This window comes from Bradyrhizobium sp. BEA-2-5 (assembly GCF_032918025.1).
Classification (GTDB): Bacteria; Pseudomonadota; Alphaproteobacteria; order Rhizobiales; family Xanthobacteraceae; genus Bradyrhizobium; species Bradyrhizobium pachyrhizi.
Genome location: NZ_CP136629.1, coordinates 944,840 through 970,596, shown reverse-complemented (window position 1 = coordinate 970,596; position 25,757 = coordinate 944,840). Strand labels below are relative to the sequence as shown.

Here is a 25,757-nt window from a genome sequence, read left to right as displayed (position 1 = left end):
TCCCTTAGACCCGCGTCATATCGAATTTCGGCTTCTGGCCGCTGCCGTAGCGGCGCAGCGCGCCTTCCTCGCCGACCGCATTCGGGCGCTGGAAGATCCAGTTCTGCCACGCGGTGAGGCGGGCGAAGATCTTTGATTCCATCGTCTCGGGACCGACGAAGCGCAGGCTCGCTTCCATGCCGGTGAGGCTGTCGGGCGAGAAGCTGGCGCGCTCCTCGAGGAACACGCGGACCTCGTCGTCCCAGTCGATGTCGTCGAGTGCGAAGGTGACGAGGCCGAGCTCCTCGGCCTGCTCGGCGTCGAGCGCCTTGCCGATCGAGCCTTGCGCGCGCTCGATGTCCGAGGGGTCGGCCTGGAAGCGCGACTGTAGCCGGGTCAGCCCATGGCTCATCGGGTAGGGTCCGAAATTCATCGCGGAAAGCTCGATCGACGGCGGCGGGCGGTTGTCACCCTGCCGCGTGCCGATCAGCATGTAGGAGCGGTCGGCGGCAAACACGAGCTCGGCCAACGTGCCGGCAAAGCAGGAGCCGGGCTCGACCAGCGTCACCAGTGTGCGCGACGTGACGTCGATGCGCTTGAGCACGCGCTTCCAGTAGTGGCGGATTTCGTTGACCAGCCAGTGCGCCTTGTTGGCTTCGAGGAAGGCATCGCAAGCGAGCACATGGGCCCGATCGCCGTGGCTCTTGAACACCAGCATGGCGATCTCGAGCTCGTTGATGCGCAGATGCAGGATGGCGTCATCGAGCTCGCGCGCGACCTGGAGCGGCCAGAACGAGGCGCCCTGCGCCATCATGCCGTCGATGTCGGCAGGCGGCGCGGCCTCCGGTGCCTTGATCGAGATGGTGGCGATGCGGGCCGTGCGATCGATGTCGACGGTGACGAAGCCGTAACGGATGGCGCTGTCGTCGATGGTGCGCGTCAGCGGCGCCAGCGCGATGCCTTTGCCGGCACCGTTGCGCTTCGACTTCGCGGCGAACTCCTTGACGCGCTCGGCAATCTTGGCTTCCAGCTTGGAATTCGGCGCGATCTCGTCGACGAGGCGCCATTGCACGGCGCGCTTGCCCTTCACGCCCTCCTCGATGGTGCAGAAGAAATCGGCGTGATCGCGGCGCACCTTGCGCTTGTCGACGACGCGCGTGAGACCACCGGTGCCGGGCAGCACCGCGAGCAGCGGCACTTCGGGCAGCGCTACGGCGGACGAGCCGTCATCGGCGAGGACGATGTGATCGGTCGCAAGCGCCAGCTCATAGCCGCCGCCGGCGGCCGAGCCGTTCACCACGGTGATGAAGCGCTGGCCGGAATTCTCCGAAGAGTCTTCCATGCCGTTGCGGGTCTCGTTGGTAAACTTGCAGAAGTTCACCTTGTGCGCATGCGTCGAGCCCGCGAGCATGCGGATGTTGGCGCCGGCACAGAACACGCGGTTCTTGGCCGAGCGCATCACCACGACCTTCACCTCGGGATGCTCGAAGCGCAGGCGCTGGATCGCGTCGGCAAGCTCGATGTCGACGCCGAGATCGTAAGAGTTGAGCTTGAGCAGGTAGCCCTCGAACAGGCCGCCGTTCTCGTCGACGTCCATGGTCAGGGTCGCAACGTCGCCCTCGACCGCGAGCTTCCAGTGCTTGTACCGGGACGGTTCGGTCTGGAAATCGATGAACTTCGCCCCGCCTGCAAGGACGCGATCGTCACCAGCCATGGGCCACCCTTATCTGTTGTCTTGCCGTTGTTCGTTCGAAGGTTCGTCGTCGAGGTCTTCATGCACAATAATGCATGTTTTCGATCTGGTCTAGTTCAAAACGCAAAAACATGCATTTTGTTTCATGTTCGGGAAATTCACTCGCTCGGCCAATGACCTGGCACCGGCACCAAAGGTCAGGCCGCCAGCGCCGGGTCGTCGCGCAGCGCCGCTTTGGCGAATTCGGCGACCGCCTCGAGCGTCACCGCGGGCGCTTCGCGATGCGGCGAATGGCCGGCACCATCGATGGCCGTGACATCGACCGGGCAGTAGCACTCCTCCTGGGCGATCTCGACCTGCCGCATCGTGCCGTACTGGTCGGCCGCGCCCTGCACGATCAGCACCGGCACACGGATATAGGCCAGGTATTCCGAGATGTCCCAGTCGCGGAACTTCGGATCGAGCCAGGCGCCGTTCCAGCCGTAGAAGGCGTTGTCGACGTCCTTGTGCCAGCGCGCCAGCTTTGCCTTCAGGTCCGTAGTCTCGAACGTCGTCTTGATCGCGGCGATGGATTTGATCGAGATGTCCTCGACGATGAAATGCGGCGCGATCAGCACGATGCCGTTCAGGCGATGATCCTGATGCGCCCCGGCATAGATCGCGGCAATCGACGCGCCGTCGGAATGACCGAGCAGCAAGCCGCGGCGGAAGCCGATCCGATCGAGCAGCTTCGGCAGCACGTCGAGCGCCTCGCGATGCATGTAGTCGACCGGACGCGGCAGCTTCGCCGGCGACGAGGAGCCATAGCCCGCGCGCGAATACGCGAACACGCCGGCGCCGGTCGCCGCCTGCAGCTTCTCGGGGAAGTCGCCCCACAGCCCGACCGAGCCGAGGCCTTCATGCAGCATCACGATGGTCGGCGCCGCGTCCGGCGGGGGACCGATCATGCGGTATTCGAGCTCGGCGCCGTCGATGCTGAGGAAGCCTGTGGGGTTTAGGTTCTGCATGCTCGACCTTCCTCATCGTCGTCCCGGCGAAGGCCGGGACCCATAACCACAGGCTTCAGTTGTTGCGCAAAAGCCGTCGAACAGCATCTCTTAGAACAAAGGCCGCGGCGTATGGGTCCCGGCCTTCGCCGGGACGACATGCGAAAACGCTATTGCGCACCGTCGCGCAATTTGAAGCGCTGGATCTTCCCGGTCGCGGTCTTCGGCAGATTGTCCACCACGTCGATCCAGCGCGGATATTTCCATGGGCCGATCTTCTGCTTGACGTGCTCCTTCAGCACCTCGTGCAAACCTTCGGCCGAGCTCTCCGGCCGCAGCACGACGAAGGCCTTCGGCTTCAATAGCCCTTCCGGATCGGCTTCGGGCACGACGGCGGCCTCGAGCACGGCCGGATGCGTGATCAGCGCGCTCTCGACCTCGAACGGTGAGACCCAGATGCCGGAGACCTTGAACATGTCGTCGGCGCGGCCGCAGAAGGTGTAACGGCCCTCGGCGTCCCTGACATATTTGTCGCCGGTTCGCGTCCACGGTCCCTCGAACGTGCGGCGGCTCTTGTGCCGCTGATTCCAGTAGCCTTCGCCTGCGGAGGGCGCGTCGACCAGGAGTTCGCCGACCTCGCCGTCGGCAACCTCCTGCCCGGCCTCGTTGACGAGACGCACCGCGTAGCCCGGCACCGGTTTGCCGGAGGAGCCGTATTTGATGTCGCCGGGCGCGTTCGACAGAAAGATGTGCAAGAGCTCGGTCGAGCCGACGCCGTCGAGGATGTCGACGCCGAAGCGCGCCTTCCAACTGTTGCCGACCGATTCCGGCAGCGCCTCGCCGGCCGAGGTGCAGATGCGCAAACGGTTGCCGCCGGACTGCGCCTTGGTCGCCTCGTCGTTCAGCATCGCCGCGAACAGGGTCGGCACGCCGAAGAAGATGCTCGGGTGATATTTGTTCATCAGCGCGAACATCACCGCCGGCGTCGGCCGCTCGGAGTTCAACACCGTGGTGGCGCCGACCGACATCGGAAAGGTCAGCGCGTTGCCGAGACCGTAGGCGAAGAACAATTTTGCCGCTGACAGGCAGACATCGCTCTCGCGAATGCCGAGCACCTGCTTCGCATAGGTGTCGGCGGTCGCCTGCAAATTCGAGTGCAGATGACGCACGCCCTTGGGCATGCCGGTCGAGCCGGACGAGTACAGCCAGAACGCCGGCTCGTCGGCATGGGTCGGCGCGGTGGCGAACACATCGCTCTCGCGTACGATCTCGTCCGACAGCTTCTTGTGGCCATGCGCGTCCTTGCCGGAGACCACGACATGCTCCAGGTCGGGCATCCGCGCGATGATGTCCTTCACGACCGGCAGCAACGCTTCGGACACGAACAGCACGCGCGCGCGGCAGTCGGAGAGGATGTAGGCGTACTGGTCCGCGGTCAGCAGCGTGTTGAGCGGCACCGGCACGATGCCGGCGCGGATCGCGCCCAGGAACACGATCGGGAAATCGATCGTATCCAGCATGATCATCGCCACGCGCTCCTCGCGGCGGACGCCAAGCCGGCGCAGCATGTTGGCGACGCGGCGGGTCTGCTGCTGCAACTGGCCATAGGTGATTTGCGACACCGTATCGTCGAACACGACCTTGTCGCCGCGGCCTTCATCGATGTTGCGGTCGAGCAGCCAGGAGACCGCGTTGTAAGTCATGCTCCGCTCCTCGGACCCGGACGTGCCACGCTTCCCTCTCCTGTGAATTTAAGAATTATAATTCATACAAAGCCACTACGTTGGCTTGCTGTCAATCCTTATCGGCACTATGTTTCCTAGAACCTCGGTCTGATTCAGCCAGGACCGCGCGTCGCACAGGGATCATGACCGCAGCCAACGACCCGGAAACCGACTTCCTCGAACAACTCGGCCAGCGTGTGCGCACCATGCGCGCATTGCGCGGCATGTCGCGCAAGGTGCTCGCCAAGGTATCGGGGATTTCGGAGCGCTACATCGCGCAGCTCGAAAGCGGCAAAGGCAATGTCTCCATCGTGCTGCTGCGCCGCGTCTCGGACGCGATGGGCGCGCACCTCGAAGACCTGATCCCCACCAGCGAGCCCGTGCCGGACTGGGCCGTGATCCGCGATCTGCTGCGCAAGGCTTCACCGAACCAGATCGCGCAGGCCAAGGACATGCTCGCCGGCAGCAGCCCGCTGGCGCCACGCCGCGCCTCCTTCTGCGGCATCGCCCTGATCGGCCTGCGCGGCGCCGGCAAGTCCACGCTCGGCAAGATCCTGGCGAAGAAGATCGGCTGGAGCTTCGTCGAGCTCAACAAGGAGGTCGAGCAGCAGAACGGCCTCTCGGTCGCCGAGATCATCGCGCTCTACGGCCAGGAAGGCTTTCGCCGCATGGAGCAGGCGGCGCTGCAACAGCTGCTCGCACGCAACGAGCTGATGGTGCTGGCAACCGGCGGCGGCATCGTCTCCGAGCCCCTGACCTTCGACCAGGTCCTGACCTCGTTCTACACGATCTGGCTGAAGGCCGAGCCCGAGGAGCACATGGCGCGCGTCCGCCGCCAGGGCGACCTGCGCCCGATGGCGGATGATCGCTCCGCAATGGCGGAGCTGCGCAACATCCTGCTCAGCCGCGAGCCGCTCTACGCCCGCGCATCGGCGGTGGTTGATACTGCCGGGCTTTCGGTCGACGCCGCCGCCGCGCGGCTGATCGATTCCGTGCGGCCGGTACTGCAGAACGAGGCGCGCAGCTTCGGGCTGCGCAGCGTGGCGCTTTAGCAGCACTTAGAGCAGCCGGCTCTTCACATCATCAGCGCCGTCGCGCAGCAGCGGCAGGAAGCGGTCGATCAATTCCTGCATCGGCACGCGATCGACATGCGCGCCCATGTTGATGGCGGCGACGATGGTGCCGTCGTAGCGGTGCACCGGCACCGAGATGGAACGGAAATGCGGCTCGGCCTCGCGGTCGACCAGTGAATAGCCCTGCGCGCGATCGGCGACAATCGTCGCGAGCAGCTTCTTCGGATCGGTCGTGGTCTGCGGCGTCACCGGATCGCGGCGCATCGCCTTCAGCCGCGCCGCCAGTTCGGCATCAGTGAGCCGGCCGAGCATGGCGCGGCCGACCGAGGTGCAGAACGCCGGCAGCCTGTAGCCGATGTCGAGACCGGCGGAGAACACGCGGGTCGGGCTCGAGCGCGCGACGAACACGACGTCGTCGCCGTCGAGCAGCGCGAGCGAGGCGATCTCCTGCGCCGCGGTCGCGATGCGATCGAGCACCGGTTGCAGCACCGTCACCACCTGGTTGGATTGCAGGAACGAGCCGGCCAGCGTCAGCACATGCGGCGTCAGCGTGAACAGCTTGCCGTCGGTCGCGACGAAACCGCCATGCGCGAGCGTGAACAGGATGCGGCGCGCGGTGGCGCGCGGCAGATCGGCAGCACGCGCCAGATCGCTCAGCGTCGCAGGACCGGTAACGGTGCCAAACACCTGCAGCAGGCGCAGGCCGCGATCGAGCGCCTCGACGAAGTCGGTGGCGCGCTCGTCCTGGTCGGTCCGCTTCAGCTTGGGCATGAGGCTCGGCTTTGAACGGTTCAAAAATTGGGCTTGCTGTCGGAACCAGACATGGCATAATTCGCACATTCGTTCAATAGGCGAACAAATCCAAATCCGGGAGACGCCGCCATGATGAGCCAGGAAGCGAACGATCTGATCACCCGCACCGGCCGCAAGGACCCCTGCGGCAGGCTGATGCGGAGTTACTGGCAACCGGCGGCGCTGGTGGATGAATTGGACGGGCCACGCCCGGTTCGGCCGGTGCGCCTGCTCGGCGAGAACCTGGTGCTGTTCCGCGGCGAGGACGGGAGCTATGGTCTGCTCGATCGCGACTGCCCGCATCGGGGCGCCGACCTTGCCTTCGGCCGGCTCGAGAACGGTGGCCTGCGTTGCGCCTTCCACGGGTGGCTGTTTGACACATCAGGCCAGTGCATCGAGACGCCGGCGGAGCCGGCCGGCTCGCAGCTCTGCAAGGGCATCAGGCAGCGCTCCTATCCCGTGGTCGAGAAGAGCGGCATCCTGTGGGCCTGGCTCGGCGAAGGCGCCCCGCCCGCCTTTCCCGAACTCGACTGCTTCGTCGCGCCCGGCAGCCATACGTTTGCGTTCAAGGGCCACATGAACTGCAACTGGCTGCAGGCGCTCGAGGTCGGCATCGATCCGGCGCACGCTTCCTTCCTGCATCGGTTCTTCGAGGATGAGGATACATCGGCGGCCTACGGCAAGCAGTTTCGCGGTGCGTCGGCCGACTCGGAAATGCCCATGACGAAGGTCCTGCGCGAGTACGACCGGCCGATCATCAACGTCGAGCACACTGAATACGGCCTGCGGCTCATCGCCTTGCGAGAAATCGACGAGCAGCGCACCCACGTTCGCGTCACCAACCAGCTGTTCCCGCATGCGTTCGTCATCCCGATGAGCACGGAGATGACGATTACCCAGTGGCATGTGCCCGTCGACGACGAGAATTGCTATTGGTATGCGATTTTCACCAGCTACGCCGCGCCCGTCGACAAGCAGAAGATGCGCGATCAGCGGCTCGAGCTCTATACGCTGCCGGACTACAAGTCGCGCAAGAACAAGACCAACGATTACGGCTTCGATCCGCACGAGCAGGCAACCGAGACCTATACCGGCATGGGCACCGATATCAACGTCCACGACCAGTGGGCGGTGGAATCGATGGGACCGATCCAGGACCGCACCAACGAGCATCTCGGCCAGAGCGACAAGGCGATCGTGCAGTACCGCCGCCTGCTGCGGCAGGAAATCGAGAAGGTTTCCGGCGGCGCGAAGCCGATGCTGTTCCTCGACGACGCCTCCGCGCGCAGCATCCAGGGCCCGGCGACGATGGACGGCATCGGCCCGACCCAAGGCTGGGAGCTCTACTGGATGGAGGTCGACGTCAAGCGCCGCCGCGGCGCGCCGTGGGCCGCGCCGGTGCCGCGCGAGATCGCCGGCAAGGTGCATCATCTGACGGCGGCGGAGTGATGTTGGCTTCAGTGCCGCAGCGCCGTACCCTTCACCTCGCCCCGCTTGCGGGGAAAGGTCGGATCGCATCGCAAGATGCGATCCGGGTGAGGGGGTCCAGGTCTATCGATCCATTCCATCGGCGGAGAGAGCCCCTCACCCCGACCCTCTCCCCGCAAGCGGGGCGAGGGAGAAGCAAAGGAGTGACGCGGTGAGCTTCGTCGAGCGTCATGGCCTGTGGTCGGATGAGCAGAAGGAGGCCGCACAACGCCTCCGCCGCATCGTCGAGGAGAAGAACCTCGAAGTCATCCGCCTGTCGTTTCCCGACCAGCACGGCATCCTGCGCGGCAAGACGCTGATCGCCAGCGAGGCGGTGCGCTCGCTGGAGGGCGGCTGCTCCATCACCACGACGATGCTCGCCAAGGACACCTCGCACAAGACGGTATTTCCGGTGTTCACCGCAGGCGGCGGTTTTGGCATGAAGGAAATGGAGGGCGCGGCCGACGTGCTGATGGTCGCCGATCCCACCACGTTCCGCGTGCTGCCCTGGGCCGAGAATACCGGCTGGCTGCTCTGCGACCTCCATTTCAGCGATGGCCGGCCGGTGCCGTTCGCGACCCGCAACCTCTATCGCAAGGTGCTCGATCAGCTCGGAAGCCACGGCTACGATTTCGTCGCCGGTCTCGAGGTCGAATTCCATCTGTTCAAGCTCGACGACGCTCATATGGCGCCGGAGGATGCCGGCCAGCCCGGACGGCCGCCGTCGGTCAGCCTGCTGTCGCACGGCTATCAATACCTCACCGAGCAGCGCTACGACCTGATGGAGCCGGCGCTCGAGATCATCCGCCGCGACATCATCGCGCTCGACCTGCCGTTGCGCTCGGTCGAGGTCGAGTTCGGCCCGAGCCAGTGCGAATTCACCTTCGCTCCGACCGTCGGGCTCGCGCCGGCCGACACCATGGTGCTGTTTCGTTCGGCCGTGAAACAGATCTGCAACCGCCACGGCTATCACGCGACCTTCATGTGCCGGCCGAAGCTGCCGAACGTGTTCGCGAGCGGCTGGCACCTGCACCAGTCGCTGGTGTCGCGCGCCGATGGCGAGAACGCCTTCATGGCGAACGAGACCGGCGAGCCGCTCAGCGCGCTCGGCCGCGCCTGGCTGGCGGGCCTGATCGAGCACGCGCGCGCTTCGACCGTCTTCTCGACACCGACGATCAATGGCTACAAGCGCTACCGTTCCTATTCGCTGGCTCCGGATCGGGCGATCTGGGGACGCGACAACAGGGGCGTCATGATCCGCGTGCTGGGCGGTCCCGACGATAAAGCCACCCGGCTTGAAAACAGGATCGGCGAGCCGGCCGCAAACCCCTATCTGTACATGGCAAGCCAGATCCTCTCCGGCCTCGACGGCGTCGACCGCAAGCTCGACCCCGGCCCGTCGGCCGACACGCCCTATGAAACCAAGGCTGCGCTGCTGCCGAAGTCGCTGCGCGAGGCGGTGTTCGCGCTCAACGACGATCCGTTCTTCCGTCAGGCGCTGGGGCCGGAGTTCGTGGACTATTACGTCTTCATCAAGAACGCGGAGATCGAGCGCTTCCAGGCCGAGGTGTCGGACTGGGAGCACCGCGAATATTTCGAGATGTTCTGACGTGCTCTAAAGCATGATCCGGAAAGGTGCGCAGCGGCTTTCCGAAAAGATCATGCTCAAACAAAGAGCTAAGGCGCGATGACGATTCAACCTAATCTCATCGCGCTTTAGAGTTTCGCGAGATGAGCCGCGACGGCCGCTTCGTTCCATTCCAGACCGACACCGGGCGTGTCGGGAATATGCAAAAGACCATCCTTGATTTCATAGGGCCGTTCGAGAATCGGATCGGCCCAGTCCTGCCATTCCAACCAGTGAGCGGTCTCCGTTGCGCGCATGACGTGGGCGGCGACTTCCGGATAAAGATGCGTTGAGATCGGGATGCCCGCCGCGCCGGCGATCGCAGCCGCGCGCATCCAGCCCGTCACCCCGCCGATGCGCATGAAATCCGGCATCACCAGGTCGCAAGCCTTTTTCGCGATCGCTTTGTGCATCTCCCTCGGACCATAGAAGTTCTCGCCGATCTGGATCGGCGTCTTCAGCTCCGCCGCCAGTTGGGCGTGCCCGTCAAGATTGTCGTAAAGCACAGGCTCTTCGATCCAGTCGAGGCCGTGGTCATCGATCATGTGGCATCGGTCGATGGCTTCGGCGAGATTGAGCCCCTGGTTGTAGTCCACCATCAGATGCATGCGATCCCCGACGGCTTTTCGAACGGCGTCGAGGGTCGCCAGATCCTCGCGTGGATCGCTCCTGCCGAGGCGCAGTTTCAGGGCTGAGAAACCTCCTTCGTCCCGCAATTCCAAAGCTTCGGCGGCGACGGCGGCCGGCTCCTTCAACCAAAGGCCGTTACTGTTGTAGGATCTCACGGCGCCGACCGTCGCCCCCAGCAGCACGCACAGCGGCTTGTTTGCCGCTTTCGCCAACGCGTCCCACGCGGCCATGTCGAGGCCCGACGCGGCGATCATCGACATTCCCTCGTAGCCGACGAAGTGAAGCGATTTGCGCGCCGCCTCGAACAACTCGACAGGCGCCACGCTCCGACCTTTGAGCAATTCGCCGAGATCATGCAACGCCGGAACCAGATATCGCATCGATTTCACGACGTAAGGCTCGAGATAGCCGCGCCCGACAATGCCCTCCTCCGTCACCAGATCGATGAGTACGAGCGGCCACTCCGATATCGTGACAATGCGCGCGACCACCGGCCGCTTCAGCTTGAGCACCACCGGACGAGCTCTGATTTCTCCGAGCGTCAATGAGTCGGGCATGATGATCTGCCTTCGCAGCTCGAGGGAGGAAGCCGACTACAACGGGCTGAAAAAGTCGCGGATGCCATTCCAATTGGTTTTTCAACCGATGTAAATTCACTACCCGGTATATTTTAAGAGGGTGACTGCATGGCGCGATCTGCAGAACCGACCCGGCGGCGCATCCTTGCTGCCGCATACGTCCTGTTTCGCCAGCGCGGATACAGCCGTGTCAGCATGGACGAAATCGCATCGGCGACGAGGGTGACGAAGCGCACGCTCTACAATCACTTTCAAAGCAAGGATCAGCTGCTGGCCTTCGTGCTCGAAGCCCAGAACGAACTGGCCTTGGCCGCGTTCGCGACCTTTGGCGACAAGCTCTCCGGCTCGCCGGCGGCGATCATCGATGGCCTGTTCCGCGACCTTGCGGTCTGGGCGGACAGGCCGCGATGGGCCGGCTCGGGATTCACCAGGCTGGTCATCGAGCTGGCCGATCTTCCGGGCCACCCTGCACGCGCGATTGCGCGCCGGCACAAGGCCTTGCTCGAAACCCATCTTGGCGACTTGCTGAAGCGGGCCGGTGTCCGCGAAGCTCTCCGCCGTGCGCGCGAGATCTGGTTACTCTCCGAGGGCGCGATCTCCTTGATGCTGGTGCATGGCGACCGAGCTTATGCTGCGGCGGCAGCCGACGCAGCCAAGCGCTTGCTGCGGAGCGCTTCGCGGCAAGGCGGGCGTTAGCTAGATCCCGAGATACTTGTGCTGCAGGTCCGGCTCGGCGATCAGCTGCTCGCTGGTGCCGCTCCACACCGTCCTGCCGCGCTCGATGATGTAGTGGCGGTCGCAGATGCGGGCGAGATGGTCGACGTTCTTGTCGACGACCAGGATCGACTGTCCCCGGCTCTTGAGCAGCGACAGGCAGCTCCAGATTTCCTCGCGGATCAGCGGCGCAAGGCCCTCGGTTGCCTCGTCCAGAATGAGAAGCTTCGGGTTGGTCATCAGCGCGCGGCCGATCGCGAGCATCTGCTGCTCGCCGCCGGACAGCGTGTTGCCCATATTGGACGCGCGTTCGGCGAGGCGCGGAAACAGCGCGTGGATCTTGTCGATGGTCCACGGATCGGAGGCGCCAAGGCGATTGCCTGATGCGGCGACGAGATTTTCGCGCACCGTCAGGTTGGGGAAGATCTGGCGGCCTTCGGGCACCAAGCCGATGCCGAGCTTTGCGATCTTGTAGGACGGCAGGCCGCGCACCGCCTCGCCGGCGAAGCGGATCGCGCCTGCGCGCGCCGGCGTCAGGCCCATGATGGAGCGGATGGTGGTGGTCTTGCCCATGCCGTTGCGGCCCATCAGCGAGACCATCTCGCCCGGCTTGATCGACAGCGACAGGCCGAACAGCACCTGGGACAGGCCGTAGCAGGTCTCGATGCCTTCGACGTCGAGCAGTGTGTCAGTCATCTTGGTCTCAGCCATGATGCGTCACCACATGCTGATCGCCGAGATAGGCACGCCTGACGTCTTCGTTGGCCCGGATCGCGGCCGGATCGCCGGAGGCGATGACGCGGCCATAGACCAGCACCGAGATGCGATCGGCCAGCGCGAACACCGCCGGCATGTCGTGCTCGACCAGCACGATCGACACTTCCTTCCGCAGCTCCTGGAGCAGCTTCACCATGCGCTGGGATTCGGTGACGCCGAGGCCGGCCATCGGCTCATCCAGCAGCAGCAGCTGCGGCCTGGTGGCGAGCGCGACCGCGAGCTCGAGCTCGCGCTGCTCGCCATGGCTCAATTGCGACACCACGATATCGGCGCGCCTGCCGAGGCCGACGCGTTCGAGCGCCGCGCGTGCGGACTCGCGCAGATGCCGCTCCTTGCGCGCATTGCCCCAGAAGCGGAACGAGTGGCCGTCATGCGCCTGCGCCGCCAGCGCGACATTGTCGATCGCGGAAAAATCCTTCAGCAGCGAGGTGATCTGGAACGAGCGTGCCAGCCCGAGCCGGCTGCGCTTGTAGGACGGCAGGTTCGTCACGTCGCGGCCGGCGAAGCGGATGGTGCCGGAGTTCGGCATCACCTGTCCGGTGAGCTGACTGATCAGCGTCGTCTTGCCGGCGCCGTTCGGGCCGATGATGGCATGCAATTCGCCTGGCACCACCTCCATCGAGAGGTTGTCGGTCGCGGTGATGCCGCCGAAGCGGCGGACCAGATTGTCGACGCGCAGCAGCGGATTTGGCAGGGGCTCAACCACGGCGCATCCTCCCGAGCAGGCCCATGATGCCGCCGCGCGCGAACAGGACGATCAGCAGCAGCAGCGGACCCATGATCAGCGCCCAATATTCGGTGATCTGCGACAGGAACTCTTCCAGCAGCAGGAACACCACGGCGCCCATGACCGGGCCGAACAGCGTGCCGATGCCGCCGAGGATCACCATCACCATGAGGTCGCCGGAACGCGTCCAGTACATCACGGCCGGGCTGATGAAATCAGTGTTGTTGGCGAGCAGCGCGCCGGCAAGGCCGCACATGGTGCCGGAGATGACGAAGCAGACCAGCTGGTAGCGCTTGGCCGGGAAGCCGATCGCCTGCATGCGCTGCTCGTTGGAACGCAGGCCCTGCACGACGAGGCCGAAGCGCGAATTGACGATGCGCCAGATCAGGAAGATGACGCCGAACAGGCAGGCAAGGCAGAGATAGTAGAACTGCACGCGATTGCCGAGATCGATCAGGCCGGAGAAGTCGCTGCGCTTGTAGATGGTGAGGCCGTCATCGCCGCCGTAACGCGCCAGCCCCGAGGCGACGTAATAGGCCATCTGGGCGAAGGCGAGCGTGATCATGATGAAATAGACGCCGCGGGTGCGAAGCGAGAGCGCGCCGATCAGCAGCGCAAACAGCGCCGAGACGGCGAGCGCCACCGGCCACTGGATGAAGCCGGAGCCGATGCCCTCGGCAGCGAGCATGCCGACCGCGTAGCCGCCGATGCCGAGATAGGCGGCGTGACCAAAGCTCATCATGCCGCCAAAACCCATGATCAGGTTGAGGCTCGCAGCCGCCAGCGCCAGGATGATGATACGGGTGAACAGCGTCAGGATGAAGATGTTGCCGGAGAGCTGCGAATAGAGCGGCAGCAGCATCAGGGCGGCACACATTAGCGCCGCGACCGCATTGGAGACGTTGAGCTTTCCCGTCATCGTCTGGCCGCCGGAAACAGCCCCTCCGGCCGCACCACCAGCACGATCGCCATCAGGAGGTAGATCAGCATGGACGACAGCGCCGGCGCCGCGGTGGAGGCCGCGGCGCCGCTCAGCACCTGCCGCAACAGGTTCGGCAGGAAGGCGCGGCCGAGCGTGTCGATCATGCCGACGAAGATCGCGGCGAGGAACGCGCCGCGGATCGAGCCGATGCCGCCGATCACGATGATGACGAAGGCGAGGATCAGGATGTTCTCGCCCATGCCGATCTGCACGGTCAGGATCGGCGCCTGCATCAGGCCGGCAAGGCCCGCGAGCGCGGCTCCCAAACCGAACACCAGCGTATAGAGCAGCTTGATGTTGATGCCGAGCGCACCGATCATCTCGCGATTGGAGGCGCCGGCCCGGATCAGCATGCCGATGCGGGTGCGCATCACGCTGAGATAGAGCAGCAGCGCGACCAGCAAGGCCACCACGATGATGGCAAGGCGATAGGCGGGATAGTGAATGCCGGGCAGGATCGGCACAGGCACGGTGAGCCAGGCCGGCAGCGGCAGCGCAAGGCCGGCCGGCCCCCAGATCAGCCGCACGGCTTCGTTGAAGAACAGGATCAGGCCGAAGGTTGCGAGCACGTGGTCGAGATGGTCGCGGCCGTAGAGATGCCGTAGCGCCGTCACTTCCAGCACGATACCGAGCACCAGCGTGGCGCCTAGCGCCATCAGCGCGCCGAGCAGGAAGCTGCCGGTCCAGGCCGCAAAGGTCGCGGCGAAATAAGCCCCCATCATATAGAGCGAGCCGTGCGCGAGGTTGACGAGATCCATGATCCCGAACACCAGCGTCAGGCCGGCGGCGAGCAGGAACAGCAGCAGGCCAAATTGCAGGCCGTTCAGCAGTTGTTCGACGACGAGATACATCGTGAGGTTACGTCACCATTAAATGAAACAGCGGCAGCGCGCATGCGCCGCCGCTACGTGAACTCCCTCGCCCCGCTCTTCGCGGGGGGAGGGTTGGGGTGAGGGGCAGCTCCGCAGACCGGGTTCGTGGAGAGTCCCCCTCACCCGGCGCTATGCGCCGACCTCTCCCGGCACGCGGGGCGAGGTAAACGCAAAGCAAGCTGCGCGCCAAAAAGACGCCCGACAATCACTTCATCGGACACTTGTCGTGGAAACGATCCTGGTCGTTCTCGACAATGGTGGCGACGGTCTTCAGCGCGAGCTGGCCGTCGGCGTCCTTGACCACGTCCTGGAGATAGAAGTTCTGCACCGGGATGTGGTTGTTGCCGAACTTGAACGCGCCGCGCACCGACTTGAAGTTGGCCTTCTCCATCTCCGCCTTCATCGCGTCCTTCTTGCTGGTGTCGCCCTTCACCGCGACCACCGCGCTGTTGATGAGCTGGGCGGCGTCATAGGACTGCGCACCGTAGAAGGTCGGGCGCAGGCCGGGATACTTCTTGCGATAGTCGGCGACGAAGCGCTTGTTCTGCTCGTTGGGGAGGTCGTTGACCCATTGCTGCGCGCCGGGCACCCCGAGCGCGTTCTCCTTCTGGAGCGGCAGCGACAGCTCGTCGATGGTGAAGGCGGTGTAGAGCGGCATCGTGCTCTTCAGTCCGGCCTGCGCATATTGATTGAGGAACTGCACGCCGGCGGCACCGGGGTAGAACACGAAGATCGACTCGGCGCCGGAGGCGCGCGCCTTGGAGAGCTCGGCGGAGAAGTCGAGCTGGCTCGGCCACACCGTGTATTCCTCACCCACGACCTGGCCCTTGAAGGTGCTCTTGACGCCGGCCAGCATGTCCTTGCCGGCGGCGTAGTTCGGGCCGATCAGGAACACCGACTTGACGCCCTTCTGGTTCATGTAGGTGCCGACCGCCTGCGGGGTCTGGTCGTTCTGCCAGGAGGTCGAAAACACGTAAGGCGAGCACAGCTCGCCCGCGAGCTGCGACGGTCCGGCATTGGCCGAGATCAGGAAGGTCTTCGAATCGACCGCGGTCTTCAGCGAGGCCAGCAGCACGTTCGACCAGATATAGCCGACGATGAAGTCGACCTTGTCCGACTGCACCAGTTTCTCGGTCTTCTGCTTGCCGACGTCGGGCTTCTGCCCGTCATCCTCGTAGATCACCTCGACCGGCTTGCCGTCCATCTTGCGTCCGAGATGATCGAGCGCGAGCTCGAAGGAATTGCGCATGTCGTTGCCGATCACGGCGGTCGGGCCGCTGAAGGTCGAGACGAAACCGATCTTGATGGTGTCAGCCGCCATCGCGGGCTGCGCCAGCGCCAGAGCCATGGCGCCTGCCAGCCAAAATGCCTTTTTCATATTCACTCCCCTCCTCAACCAAAGATCCCACGAGGCTCGATCACGAGGGCCCGGGGGTCACGCTTTGCGCGCGTCGTTCTGTGACGTATTTTGTGCGCGATATCGCAAGTCTGCAGCAAGCATGAACCGACGGCGCTGACTTAGAACCTTCGGCGCATACCTCAGCACCTTGCATCATAATTCGTCTAAATCGACCATGGCAAGAAATATAATGCCGGTTGCGTGGGCAACGATTGTCGCAGGCGGCGGCCTTCGGCAACGACCCACGCCCGCACTGCAGCAGGCTTTAACGATCCGGTAAAGCTCCCGGAAACCACAGGCCGGCAAGCGCCTGCGGGCTTCATGGTCCGGAAAGCATCCCTGGCCGACGCTGCCGCCAAAGGGGTGCGTCACATGCTGAATTACATCTTCGGCTTCAATGCCCGGATGGGCCGACTGGCTTTCTTCTTCTGCACCTTCGTCGTGGGCCTCGGCATTATGATGCTGGTCTACGGCGTCACCGGCAACGCACCGGCGAGCGGCAGTATGGACGTGCTGCTGGCGCAGGCATCGAGCAACCCCGTGCTGGTCATTGCCTTCTACGGCATGCTCGTCATCTGCTTCATGCTGCAATCGATGCGGGTGCGCGACATGGGCTGGGATCCGGTCTGCGTGATGGCGGCATGGGTCGCCCTCATGGTGCTCGACAGGGCCGTTGCCGGACGATTCCCCCAATATGCGCTGACCTATCAGCACACAGCGACGGTGGTCGGCGCGGCCGTCAATGGCGTGATGAACCTGGTCCTGCTGTTCTGGCCGGGCGGCGGCCGTGTCGATGAAGCGTCGTCCTTGCCGCGCGAGAGCGGCAGCGATGGCATGTTTGAACGAAACAGCGCGCCGGCCGCAGCCGGCAGCCGCGTGGCGCGGATTGCCAGCGGCGAATTCGGCGGCAAGACGCGGTAGGGGCACTCTCTCCTCGCGTCGTCCCGGCGAAAGCCGGGACCCATAACCACCGCCATGCGTTGTCGAAACAAGCTGTGGCCCCAGCGGCGCGCGCCAATTGCCATTTGGGGTTATGGGTCCCTGTGTCTTGGAAGTCTGTCATGATGGGTTGGGCGGGAAGCCGTTGGGTCCTTGGCGCTTGACGCCGTGAGCCGGCTCGGCCTCCCGCCCGTTCCATTACCAACCTGAACAGTTGCACGAGGCTGCGCCAACAGACCTCGCATCACAGGGACAGGCACCGTGATCATACCCCCTCGTTATGTCGGAATCGACGTCTCCAAGAAGCATCTCGATATCTTTGATGAAGCTGACGGCGTGTCCAGGCGCATCGCCAACGCGGCACAGGCCATCACACAGCAGGTGGCGCGTTGGCGATGCGATGCGCTGGTCGTCTTCGAGGCCACGGGCGCCTATGACCTCGCGCTTCGCGAGGCCCTAAGCCAGGCCGGTGTCCGCTTCGCTCGGATCAATCCGGCTCGAGCTCGCGATTTTGCGCGGGCCAGCGGCCAACTTGCCAAAACCGATCCGATCGATGCACGGATGCTGGCGGCCTTTGGCCGGGTCATGCAGCCGGCAACCGAGCGGGCCGCCAATCCCGCCCGCAACGCTTTGGCAGGGCTTGCAAAACGGCGGGACCAACTGGTTCTCATGCGCGCGCAGGAGAAGAACCGGCGCAGCGAGGCCGACGACCGCGCCATGGCCGAACGGATCAGTCGGCTCATTGAGGTTCTCGACGGCGAGATCGCCGAGATCGAGGCCGATATCAACGCATTGACCAAGGCCGAGCCGGAGATCGCGGACGATGCGCGGTTGATGCGCTCACTGCCGGGCGTGGGTCCCGTGGCTTGCATGCAGCTGATCGCGAAGATGCCGGAACTTGGACATGTTGGAGCGAAGCAGATCGCCGCGCTCGCGGGCCTTGCCCCCTTCAACGTCGACAGCGGCGCCTTCCGTGGAAAACGCAAGATCGCCGGCGGCCGAAAGCGCGTTCGTGACGCCCTCTATATGGCGGCTCTGAACGCGGTTCGTCGGGCCGATCCATTCAAGGCCTTCTACGCGCGGCTGCGACAGGTCGGCAAACCAGCCAAGCTCGCTCTCATTGCCGTTGCCAGGAAGCTCCTAACGGTCCTCAACGCCATGATGCGCGACAGAAAGCCCTACCTGCAGACCAAGCCGACATAACAGTTGCCGGCTTTCGCCGGGACGACACTGAGATTCTGGAACGATCACTGCGCCACGTGCGGAGGGGCGGCCACCTACCCTTGATCCACCACCCATTCGGCGCCGTCGATCGCATAGGACGCGTGGCGGAAATCCCTGATCGTCGCGACCTTGTCGGCCGACCAGTCGAGCAGCATGAACGATCGCGGCGGCGCGTCCAGAGCGGTCGGATCGAACACCAGGATCGCGGGGCGTCCCTCGACCTGTCCGGTCACCAGGTGCCAGTCGTCGATCTTCGAATAATTGCCGAAGTAGCGTGACACCTCGGCCTTGCCGTTCAGCCGCGTGCGGTTGACGAGCTCGAGCCTGATGTCATCGGCGATCATGGCGCGGATGGCGTCGAAGTCGCGGGCGTTGAAATGGCTGACATAGGCGTTGAGCCTGATGCGATCGGCCGGCGATAGGCCGGGCCGCGGCGCGTCGTCCGGCTCGGCGGCAAACTCGCGCAGTTGCGTGCGTCCACGGTGCAGCGCGGCTTTCACCGCGGGCAGGCTGAAATCCATGATGCCGCAGATCTCCTGCAGGGAGCAGCCGAGCACATCCATCAGGATCACGCTGGAACGCTGCGCCACCGGCAGGCGCATGAAGGTGCGCAGGCTGGTCGCGGCGATCTCGCGGCGGCCCAAATCATCGAGCTCTCCGGCCATCATGTCCACCTCCTCCGGCGCATGGAGCGCTTCCTGGCGGTTGCGCCGCCTGAGGAAATCGAGCGCGGTGTTGTGCGCGATCCGGAACAGCCAGGCTTGCGGATTCTGGATCGGCGCGGCGGACCCGAAGGCTTCCACCGCCTTGATCAGCGCATCCTGCAGCACATCCTCGCCGTCGATGACCGATCCGACCATGCGGGCGCAGTAGCGATGCAGCCTTGGCCGCATCGCCGCCAAAAGCGCGTCGACGTCGGTCGCGGCCGGCGCCTGGTGTGGTGACGTCATGATGGCTCCGCCAGATCGGTGCACTGCCCGCCGGTTCACGGCTCATCCAGCATACGATAATTCCCGACAATCACCGCACTTCGAACCAGCGGCGGCTCGGCGCAACGATCGCGGATGCCGTCCTGGAAGGCCTGGAACGCGGCCAGTTTCGGGATCGGGCTCGAGCCGTCCTCGGCGGCGGTCTCGACCATGTGGATGAAGGTATCGTCCTCCAGCCGCAGGGTCAGATAGCGCACGCCGTCCGGCCTGGCCGCCTTCAGCTCGGCGAACACCGCCGACACCAGCGCGGCATTCTTCTCCGCCATCTCCGGCTTCGCCTTGTACCTGATCAGGGTCCGTCTCATCGCAGCCTCCTTGGCCTGGTCCTGCGGCCTGAACCGGCCGCGTCAGACCCAAGGACGTTTGCAAACCGCCAAAGGATGCGGTCCGGCAAAAATAAATTTAGGCCGCATCCTTTGCCCGTCCCGGTTCGTCCTGGCCTGCGAAGCGCGCCGCAACCTCACGGCGCGGCAATGGAGAACGACCATGCAGACCCCTCGAGAGCGCGCCGAACAGCGCTGGGTGCTCGGCCTCACCGCGCTGGCATCCTTCATGATGGCGCTCGACGCCATGATCATGACCACGGCCTTCGCCACCATCCGCGCCGATTTCGGAAGCGCCGTGGAGACGTTGCAATGGACCGTCAACGCCTTCAACCTGACCTTCGCGGTGCTGCTCCTGACCGGCGCGGCGCTCGGCGACCGGTTCGGGCGGCGCAGGATGTTCGCGGCCGGGATCGGCCTGTTCGTCGTGGCGTCCGCCGCCTGCGCGCTGGCAGGCAACGCCGCGGCCCTGATCGCCGCCCGCGCCCTGCAAGGCGCAGGCGCGGCACTGGTGATGCCGCTGGCGATGGCGATCCTGAGCGGCGCCTTCGGCCGCGAGGAGCGCGCCCGGGCGCTCGGCATTTTCAGCGGCATCACCGGATGCGCGCTGATCATCGGTCCCGCGATCGGCGGCTTCATCACCGAGCATCTCGGCTGGCGCTGGATCTTCTGGATCAATTTGCCGATCGGCCTGGTCGCGATTGCCCTCGTGATCGCCCGCCTGCGCGAAAGTTTTGGGCCGCCGGCGCCGCTCGACATCGCCGGCCTCACGCTGGTCGCGCTCGCGGCGCTCACACTGGTCTGGGGCCTGCTGCGCGGCAATGGCGTCGGCTGGGCCAGCGCGGAAGTCTCGGGCGCGCTGATCGCCGGCGTCGCGCTGGCAGCGATGTTCGTGTTGTGGGAGCTGCGTGCGACAAGCCCGATGGTGCCGATGCGGCTGTTCGCGGTCAGGCCTTTTGCATCGGGCATGGCCGCAAGCGTGCTGTTCTACGCCGCGATGTATGGCGTGCTGTTCCTGCTGCCGCAGTTCCTGCAGATCGCGCTCGGCTTCGACGCCTTCGGCGCCGGGCTGCGTCTGCTGCCGTGGACGGCGACGCTGTTCGTCACCGCGCCGATCGCCGGCGCCGCAGTCAACCGGTTCGGCGAGCGCACGCTGGTCGTCACCGGCTTGCTGATGCAGGCGATCGGGCTCGGCTGGATCAGCGAGATCGTGAGCCCCGCAGTGCCCTATTCGGCTCTCGTCGCGCCGCTGGTGCTCGCCGGCGTCGGCGTGTCGATGGCGATGCCGGCCGCGCAGAACGCGGTGCTGGGCGCGGTCGCCGTCAGCGAGATGGGCAAGGCCTCTGGTATCTTCAACATGGGCCGCTTCCTCGGCGGCATGTTCGGCATCGCGGCGCTGGTGGCGAGTTTCTCCGCCAATGGCGCAGCCGATACATCCGGACATTTCACCAACGGCTTTGCGTCGGCGATGAGCCTTGCCGCAACGCTGTCGTTCGCCGGCGCGGTCGCGGGACTGTTCCTGCCGATGCGGCGGCGGGCCGTCGCCGCGGCCGCGCCACAGGATGCGTGAGGCTTGCGGCGATTGGGTTTTGCTATCGGGCGATCGGGCATTTCGTGTTGGAATGGAGCTGCGAATGAATACATAATCAAACGACGAAGCCGTTCGAAACCGAGAGCGACATCAGATGACGCAAGCGCCGGCCAAACCTCATCGCGTGGTGATCGTCGGCGCCGGCTTCGGCGGCCTGGAAACCGCCTTCGGTCTCGCAAAGGCGCCGGTCGAGATCACGCTGATCGACCGCCGCAATCATCATCTGTTCCAGCCGCTGCTCTACCAGGTCGCGACCGCCTCGCTTGCGACCAGCGAGATCGCCTGGCCGATCCGCCATCTCATGCGCGATCGCCGCGATGTGACGACGCTGTTTGCCACCGTGAGCGGCGTCGACACCGCGGCGAAATGCGTCCAGCTCGACGACGGCGGCAGCATGCCCTACGACACGCTGGTGCTCGCCACCGGCGCGCGGCACGCCTATTTCGGCCATGACGAATGGGAGCAGTTCGCGCCCGGCCTGAAAACGCTGGAGGATGCGACCACGCTGCGCCGGCATATCCTGGTGGCGTTCGAGCGCGCCGAGCGCGAGATCGATCCGGAGAGGCGCGCGGCGCGGATGACCTTCGTCATCGTCGGAGCCGGCCCGACCGGCGTCGAGCTCGCCGGCACCATCGCCGACCTCGCCAAGGACACGCTGCCGCAAGACTTCCGTCACATCGACACGCACAAGGCGCGCGTGGTGCTGATCGAGGCGGGCCCGCGCGTGCTCGCAGGATTTCCCGACGACCTCTCGGCCTATGCCCAGGCCTCGCTGGAAAAGATCGGCGTCGAGGTGATGCTGGGCGAGCCGGTCACCGAATGCTCGGCCGACGGCGTGGTGTTCGGCGGCAAGAGGCTGGAGGCGCGCACCATCGTCTGGGCCGCCGGCGTGCGCGCCTCGCGCGCCGCCGAGTGGCTGAACGCGCCGGCCGATCGCGCCCATCGGCTGCAGGTCGAGCCGGATCTGACCGTGCCGGGCCATCCCGATGTCTTCGCCGTCGGCGATACCGTCACGATCAAGGACCCCGACGGCAATCCGGTGCCCGGCATCGCCCCGGCCGCCAAGCAGGAGGGGCGCTATGTCGCCGCGCTGATCAAGGCCCGGCTCGACGGCAAGACGCTGCCGCCGTTCCGCTACAAGCATGCCGGCAGCCTCGCCCAGATCGGCAAGCGGCTCGCGGTGATCGATTTCGGCCGCATCAAGCTGCGCGGCGCCATCGCATGGTGGATCTGGGGCATCGCCCACATCTACTTCCTGATCGGCCTGCGCCATCGGATTGCGGTGGCGATGAACTGGCTCTGGATCCACACCCGCGACCAGCGCGCCGCACGGCTGATCACGCAAGGCAGCAGCAAGGTCGCGCAGTAGGGGCTCGGCACTGCGCTATCCTGTTATCCGTCTTTGCCTCTCAGCGCTGTACGCATTGTCACCCCATCACCTGATGCGGCGAGCGGCCGAACGCGGCCTTGAAGGCGCGGCTGAAATGCGAGACGTCGCTGAAGCCGAAGCTCAGCGCGACATCGGTGACATGGTTGAAGCGCCGCTCGGCCAGCGCCTGATAGGCGCCGGCGAGGCGCTGCTGCCAGAGCCAGCGGATCGGCGTCGTGCCTTCGCGCGCGAACAGGCGATTGAGCGTGCGCGGCGCCATGTTCTGCGCCGTGGTGATCGCATCGAGATCGAGCCCGGGATCGTCGAGATTGGCCAGCATGTAGGCCTTGACCCGCGCCAGCCGTTCGTCGCCGCGCCGGGGCCCTTCGTCCGTCAGCTCGGTCTGCAGCGTGGTTGCGAAAATATCGAGCGCCGCCGCAGCAAGCCGTATCGCCGCAGGTCCGGCCGCGTCATCGAGCCGCGTCAGCCGGCGGATCAGCGATCCCGCCAGCGCTCCCACTTTCGACGCGTTGCCGACCCGCCGCGCCGTCAGGCGCTGCGCATCCGGCAGGCGCGCGAGCAGCAGCGGCCGCGGGATCGACACCATGATCGCGCGCGCGCTTGGGGCGAATTCGAGCGTGAACGGCTGCGCCTGGTCATGCAGCATCAGATCGCCCCGGCGCATGCGCACGTCGCGGCCGCCTTGCGCAAAGCCGACCTCGCCGCGCAGCGTGAGCCACAGCATGAAATAGTCGCGCGGATCCCTGCGGACGTCGCTCGCGCTGCGCGTCACCCGGATGCGGTCGGCGGCCGGCGTCGACGACCAGATGTCGTTGATGGCCAGCGGGCCGAGATTGCGTATCGAGATCGACGCGGCAAACGCTTCGTCGGCGACGCGACGGCATTCGGTCAGCGAAAATTCGCGGCAGGTGACGTGATGCCAGCGGTCGAAGCTGTCACCCGGCGCAACGAGCGTTTGCGCGACGACTGTGTGATCTGGGGTCTGCATCGGACCTTGCTCCCGCCCAACCCGGCAGCGGGATATTCTGCGTCCGGCCCTCCCTTCTGGCAAGCAGAGACCAGCGACTGGCCGGCGCAGCCAAGAACGATCGCGGGAACCGGCGTAGAAATCGTCTCTCACCCAGGAGGAGACACCACATGGGCTACCAATGCGAAATCATCGATCCGGCGCGAACCGTGATGATCGTCGTCGACATGCAGAACGATTTCGTGGCCGAGGGCGCCAAGCTGCGTTCGGCCCAGGCCGCCGCCACGGTGCCGCGGCTGGCGCAGACCCTGAAGGCCTGCCGCGACAAGGGCATCCGCGTCATCTACACCGCGCATGTGCATCGCCGCGACGGCAGCGACATGGGCCTCTATGACGATCTCTATTCGCCGATCGCCGACCGGTCGTCGCTGGTCGACGGCACCGAGGGCGTCGAGATCTTCAACGACCTCGCGCCCGCCCTCGGCGAGCACGTCATCAAGAAGCACCGCTACAGCGCGTTCTTCGCCACCGATCTCGATCTCATCCTGCGCGAATGGGGCATCACCACGGTGATCATCTCGGGGACCACGACCGAGAACTGCTGCCACGCCACCGCGCGCGACGCCATGTTCCACAATTACAAGGTCGTCTTCCTGTCGGACGCGACCGGCACGTTCGACTATCCCGATGTCGGCCAGGGCGCCTTGTCCGCCGAGGAGGTGCACCGCGCCACGCTGACGATCCTCGCATTCTCCACCGCGCATGTCATGACGGCGGCCGAGATGCTGGCGCGAGTGAAGGTGGCGAGCCCGAAGGCGGCGTAGCGAAGTTCGGTCTCAACGCAGTATAGCCCGCGGAGAAAACTCACCTCCTTCACCCTCCCCTGGAGGGGGAGGGTCGGATCGCAACGAGCGCAGCGACGTGCGATCCGGGGTGGGGTGATCTCTCAACACGGGCACTGTTCGACTGGATGGACCTTCACCCCACCTCGGTTCGCATTTCATGCGAACCGATCCTCCCCCTCCAGGGGAGGATGTGACCGCGCGCGGCAGCCACCCTCGTCACTTCACCAGTGAGCAGCCGCCATCGGCCAGCGGGCGGAATGCCTGATCGGCCGGGATAGTCGCGATCAGCTTGTAATAGTCGTAGGGATATTTCGACTCCTCCGGCTTCTTCACCTCGAACAGATACATGGGGTGCACGACGCGGCCGTCCTGGCGGATGGTGGTGTCGCCGAACAATTTGTCCTTGCCTTTGAACTTCTTCATCTCGGGCACGACGTTCCTGGCATTGTCGCTGCCGGTGGCTGCGACCGCATTGAGGTAGGCGAGCGTGGAGGCGTAAACACCGGCCTGATTACCGCTCGGCATCTTGCCGTTCATGCCGGGACGCGCGGCAAAACGTTTTGCGAAGGCGCGGGTGTCGTCGTTCATGTCCCAGTAGAAGGCTTCCATGAGCTGGAGCCCTTGGGCGACCTTGATGCCCATGCCGTGGACGTCGTTGATGAAGAGCAGGAAGGCGACGAGCTTCTGGCCGCTCTGCTGGATGCCGAACTCGGCGGCCTGCTTGACCGCGTTGATGGTGTCCCCGCCGGCATTGGCGAGCCCGATCACCTGCGCCTTGGAGCTCTGTGCCTGCAACAGGAAGGACGCGAAGTCGGAAGTGCCGAGCGGATGCTTGCTCGAGCCCAAAACCTTGCCGCCGTGCTTCTCGATGTAGTTGGTCGCTTCGGCTTCGATGCCTTTGCCGAGCGCATAGTCGACGGTGAGGAAATACCACTCCTTGCCGCCGCGCGACATCATCGCCGCCGCCGTGGTGTTGCCGGTCGCCCAGGCGTCGTTGACCCATTGGATGGTGTTGGGCGAGCAGGCCTTGCCGGTGAGATCGGAGCTCGCGGTCGAGGACGCCAGGAACGTCATCCGGCTGTCGCGCAGCAGGGTGTTGATGGAGAGGCCGACCGCCGAGTTCGGCACGTCGACGATGGCATCGACGCCTTCGACATCGAGCCATTTGCGCGCGATGGCGTTGCCGACGTCGGCCTTGTTCTGGTGATCGGCGTAGACGATCTCGACCTTGATGCCCTTGCCGCCGCCGTTGAAATCCTCCGCTGCCATGCGCGCGGCCTCGACCGAGCCCATGCCGTTGGTGTCCTGGAAGATGCCGGAGATGTCGTTGAGCACGCCGATGCGGACCACGTCGCCGGAAATCTCCGCGCGTGCGCTGCCCGCGGCGCAGGCCAATGCCAGCGCAAGTCCAATCCTAAATCGCCCGACCCCGAAGCCCCTCATCGTCTCCCCTCCCATGTTTTCTCAAT

23 protein-coding genes are annotated in these 25,757 nt (G+C 65.0%); 9 read left to right on the top strand and 14 right to left on the bottom strand.

Annotated elements, in window-relative coordinates:
• Positions 1–4 precede the first annotated feature (4 nt).
• The 3 genes from boxC to RX327_RS04390 all read right to left on the bottom strand — a co-directional run bounded on the left by boxC (position 5) and on the right by RX327_RS04390 (position 4,361).
• Complete coding sequence (boxC, locus tag RX327_RS04400; RefSeq protein ID WP_317249581.1) at positions 5–1,693, bottom strand: 2,3-epoxybenzoyl-CoA dihydrolase; 1,689 nt, start codon at positions 1,691–1,693, stop codon at positions 5–7.
• 176 nt (positions 1,694–1,869) lie between these two features.
• Positions 1,870–2,679, bottom strand: a complete 810-nt coding sequence (locus RX327_RS04395; protein ID WP_317249580.1) for an alpha/beta hydrolase — start codon at positions 2,677–2,679, stop codon at positions 1,870–1,872.
• 149 nt (positions 2,680–2,828) lie between these two features.
• Positions 2,829–4,361: a benzoate-CoA ligase family protein gene (locus RX327_RS04390; protein ID WP_317249579.1), complete on the bottom strand. Its 1,533-nt coding sequence runs from the start codon at positions 4,359–4,361 to the stop codon at positions 2,829–2,831.
• A gap of 164 nt (positions 4,362–4,525) precedes the next feature.
• Between RX327_RS04390 and RX327_RS04385 the strand changes: the two genes are divergently transcribed.
• Complete coding sequence (locus RX327_RS04385; protein WP_317249578.1) at positions 4,526–5,434, top strand: helix-turn-helix transcriptional regulator; 909 nt, start codon at positions 4,526–4,528, stop codon at positions 5,432–5,434.
• A 6-nt stretch (positions 5,435–5,440) separates the two neighbouring features.
• On the opposite strand, the gene RX327_RS04380 is transcribed toward RX327_RS04385, so the two are convergent.
• Positions 5,441–6,226, bottom strand: coding sequence for an IclR family transcriptional regulator C-terminal domain-containing protein (locus RX327_RS04380; RefSeq protein ID WP_050386779.1), 786 nt, complete (start codon positions 6,224–6,226; stop codon positions 5,441–5,443).
• 111 nt (positions 6,227–6,337) lie between these two features.
• Between RX327_RS04380 and RX327_RS04375 the strand changes: the two genes are divergently transcribed.
• Both RX327_RS04375 and RX327_RS04370 read left to right on the top strand, forming a co-directional pair.
• On the top strand, positions 6,338–7,696 hold the full coding sequence (locus RX327_RS04375; protein ID WP_317249577.1) for an aromatic ring-hydroxylating dioxygenase subunit alpha: 1,359 nt from the start codon (positions 6,338–6,340) through the stop codon (positions 7,694–7,696).
• 190 nt (positions 7,697–7,886) lie between these two features.
• Positions 7,887–9,323, top strand: coding sequence for a glutamine synthetase family protein (locus RX327_RS04370; RefSeq protein ID WP_317249576.1), 1,437 nt, complete (start codon positions 7,887–7,889; stop codon positions 9,321–9,323).
• A 107-nt stretch (positions 9,324–9,430) separates the two neighbouring features.
• Here the strand turns inward: RX327_RS04370 and RX327_RS04365 are convergent, their stop codons facing one another.
• Positions 9,431–10,528: an enolase C-terminal domain-like protein gene (locus RX327_RS04365; protein ID WP_050386776.1), complete on the bottom strand. Its 1,098-nt coding sequence runs from the start codon at positions 10,526–10,528 to the stop codon at positions 9,431–9,433.
• Between the two features lie 129 nt (positions 10,529–10,657).
• Here RX327_RS04365 and RX327_RS04360 point away from each other — a divergent pair, with 129 nt between their 5' ends.
• Positions 10,658–11,245, top strand: coding sequence for a TetR/AcrR family transcriptional regulator (locus RX327_RS04360; RefSeq protein ID WP_063779976.1), 588 nt, complete (start codon positions 10,658–10,660; stop codon positions 11,243–11,245).
• On the opposite strand, the gene RX327_RS04355 is transcribed toward RX327_RS04360, so the two are convergent.
• The 5 genes from RX327_RS04355 to RX327_RS04335 form a co-directional block, all read right to left on the bottom strand.
• The gene (locus RX327_RS04355) at positions 11,246–11,959 is read right to left on the bottom strand and encodes an ABC transporter ATP-binding protein (RefSeq protein WP_317249575.1); all 714 of its coding nucleotides are present in this window, start codon (positions 11,957–11,959) and stop codon (positions 11,246–11,248) included.
• 7 nt (positions 11,960–11,966) lie between these two features.
• Positions 11,967–12,734 carry an ABC transporter ATP-binding protein gene (locus RX327_RS04350; protein WP_317251201.1) on the bottom strand — a complete coding sequence of 256 codons (768 nt, stop codon included), beginning with the start codon at positions 12,732–12,734 and terminating at the stop codon, positions 11,967–11,969.
• A 4-nt stretch (positions 12,735–12,738) separates the two neighbouring features.
• A complete protein-coding gene (locus RX327_RS04345) occupies positions 12,739–13,686 on the bottom strand; it encodes a branched-chain amino acid ABC transporter permease (protein WP_317249574.1) in 948 nt (315 codons plus the stop codon).
• Entirely contained in the window at positions 13,683–14,600 is a 918-nt protein-coding gene (locus RX327_RS04340) for a branched-chain amino acid ABC transporter permease (RefSeq protein WP_317249573.1), read from the bottom strand. Before RX327_RS04340 ends, RX327_RS04345 begins: the two co-directional genes overlap by 4 nt.
• A gap of 226 nt (positions 14,601–14,826) precedes the next feature.
• Positions 14,827–15,999, bottom strand: coding sequence for an ABC transporter substrate-binding protein (locus RX327_RS04335; RefSeq protein WP_317249572.1), 1,173 nt, complete (start codon positions 15,997–15,999; stop codon positions 14,827–14,829).
• 222 nt (positions 16,000–16,221) lie between these two features.
• On the opposite strand from RX327_RS04335, the gene RX327_RS04330 reads away from it, so the two are divergent.
• Both RX327_RS04330 and RX327_RS04325 read left to right on the top strand, forming a co-directional pair.
• Entirely contained in the window at positions 16,222–16,941 is a 720-nt protein-coding gene (locus RX327_RS04330; RefSeq protein WP_317249571.1) for a DUF805 domain-containing protein, read from the top strand.
• A gap of 279 nt (positions 16,942–17,220) precedes the next feature.
• Positions 17,221–18,162: an IS110 family transposase gene (locus tag RX327_RS04325; RefSeq protein ID WP_283089494.1), complete on the top strand. Its 942-nt coding sequence runs from the start codon at positions 17,221–17,223 to the stop codon at positions 18,160–18,162.
• Between the two features lie 74 nt (positions 18,163–18,236).
• On the opposite strand, the gene RX327_RS04320 is transcribed toward RX327_RS04325, so the two are convergent.
• Together RX327_RS04320 and RX327_RS04315 are read right to left on the bottom strand one after the other, a co-directional pair.
• The gene (locus RX327_RS04320; protein WP_050383178.1) at positions 18,237–19,133 is read right to left on the bottom strand and encodes a sigma-70 family RNA polymerase sigma factor; all 897 of its coding nucleotides are present in this window, start codon (positions 19,131–19,133) and stop codon (positions 18,237–18,239) included.
• 35 nt (positions 19,134–19,168) lie between these two features.
• Complete coding sequence (locus RX327_RS04315) at positions 19,169–19,477, bottom strand: hypothetical protein (protein ID WP_028333780.1); 309 nt, start codon at positions 19,475–19,477, stop codon at positions 19,169–19,171.
• Between the two features lie 181 nt (positions 19,478–19,658).
• Here RX327_RS04315 and RX327_RS04310 point away from each other — a divergent pair, with 181 nt between their 5' ends.
• Both RX327_RS04310 and RX327_RS04305 read left to right on the top strand, forming a co-directional pair.
• Complete coding sequence (locus tag RX327_RS04310) at positions 19,659–21,065, top strand: DHA2 family efflux MFS transporter permease subunit (protein WP_050383179.1); 1,407 nt, start codon at positions 19,659–19,661, stop codon at positions 21,063–21,065.
• Positions 21,066–21,180: 115 nt separating this feature from the next.
• Positions 21,181–22,455: an NAD(P)/FAD-dependent oxidoreductase gene (locus RX327_RS04305; protein ID WP_317249570.1), complete on the top strand. Its 1,275-nt coding sequence runs from the start codon at positions 21,181–21,183 to the stop codon at positions 22,453–22,455.
• Between the two features lie 58 nt (positions 22,456–22,513).
• On the opposite strand, the gene RX327_RS04300 is transcribed toward RX327_RS04305, so the two are convergent.
• Positions 22,514–23,464: a helix-turn-helix domain-containing protein gene (locus RX327_RS04300; RefSeq protein WP_028333783.1), complete on the bottom strand. Its 951-nt coding sequence runs from the start codon at positions 23,462–23,464 to the stop codon at positions 22,514–22,516.
• 149 nt (positions 23,465–23,613) lie between these two features.
• Here RX327_RS04300 and RX327_RS04295 point away from each other — a divergent pair, with 149 nt between their 5' ends.
• Positions 23,614–24,267, top strand: a complete 654-nt coding sequence (locus RX327_RS04295) for an isochorismatase family protein (RefSeq protein ID WP_028333784.1) — start codon at positions 23,614–23,616, stop codon at positions 24,265–24,267.
• A gap of 237 nt (positions 24,268–24,504) precedes the next feature.
• Here the strand turns inward: RX327_RS04295 and RX327_RS04290 are convergent, their stop codons facing one another.
• On the bottom strand, positions 24,505–25,731 hold the full coding sequence (locus tag RX327_RS04290; protein ID WP_317249569.1) for an ABC transporter substrate-binding protein: 1,227 nt from the start codon (positions 25,729–25,731) through the stop codon (positions 24,505–24,507).
• Between the last annotated feature and the right edge of the window lie 26 nt (positions 25,732–25,757).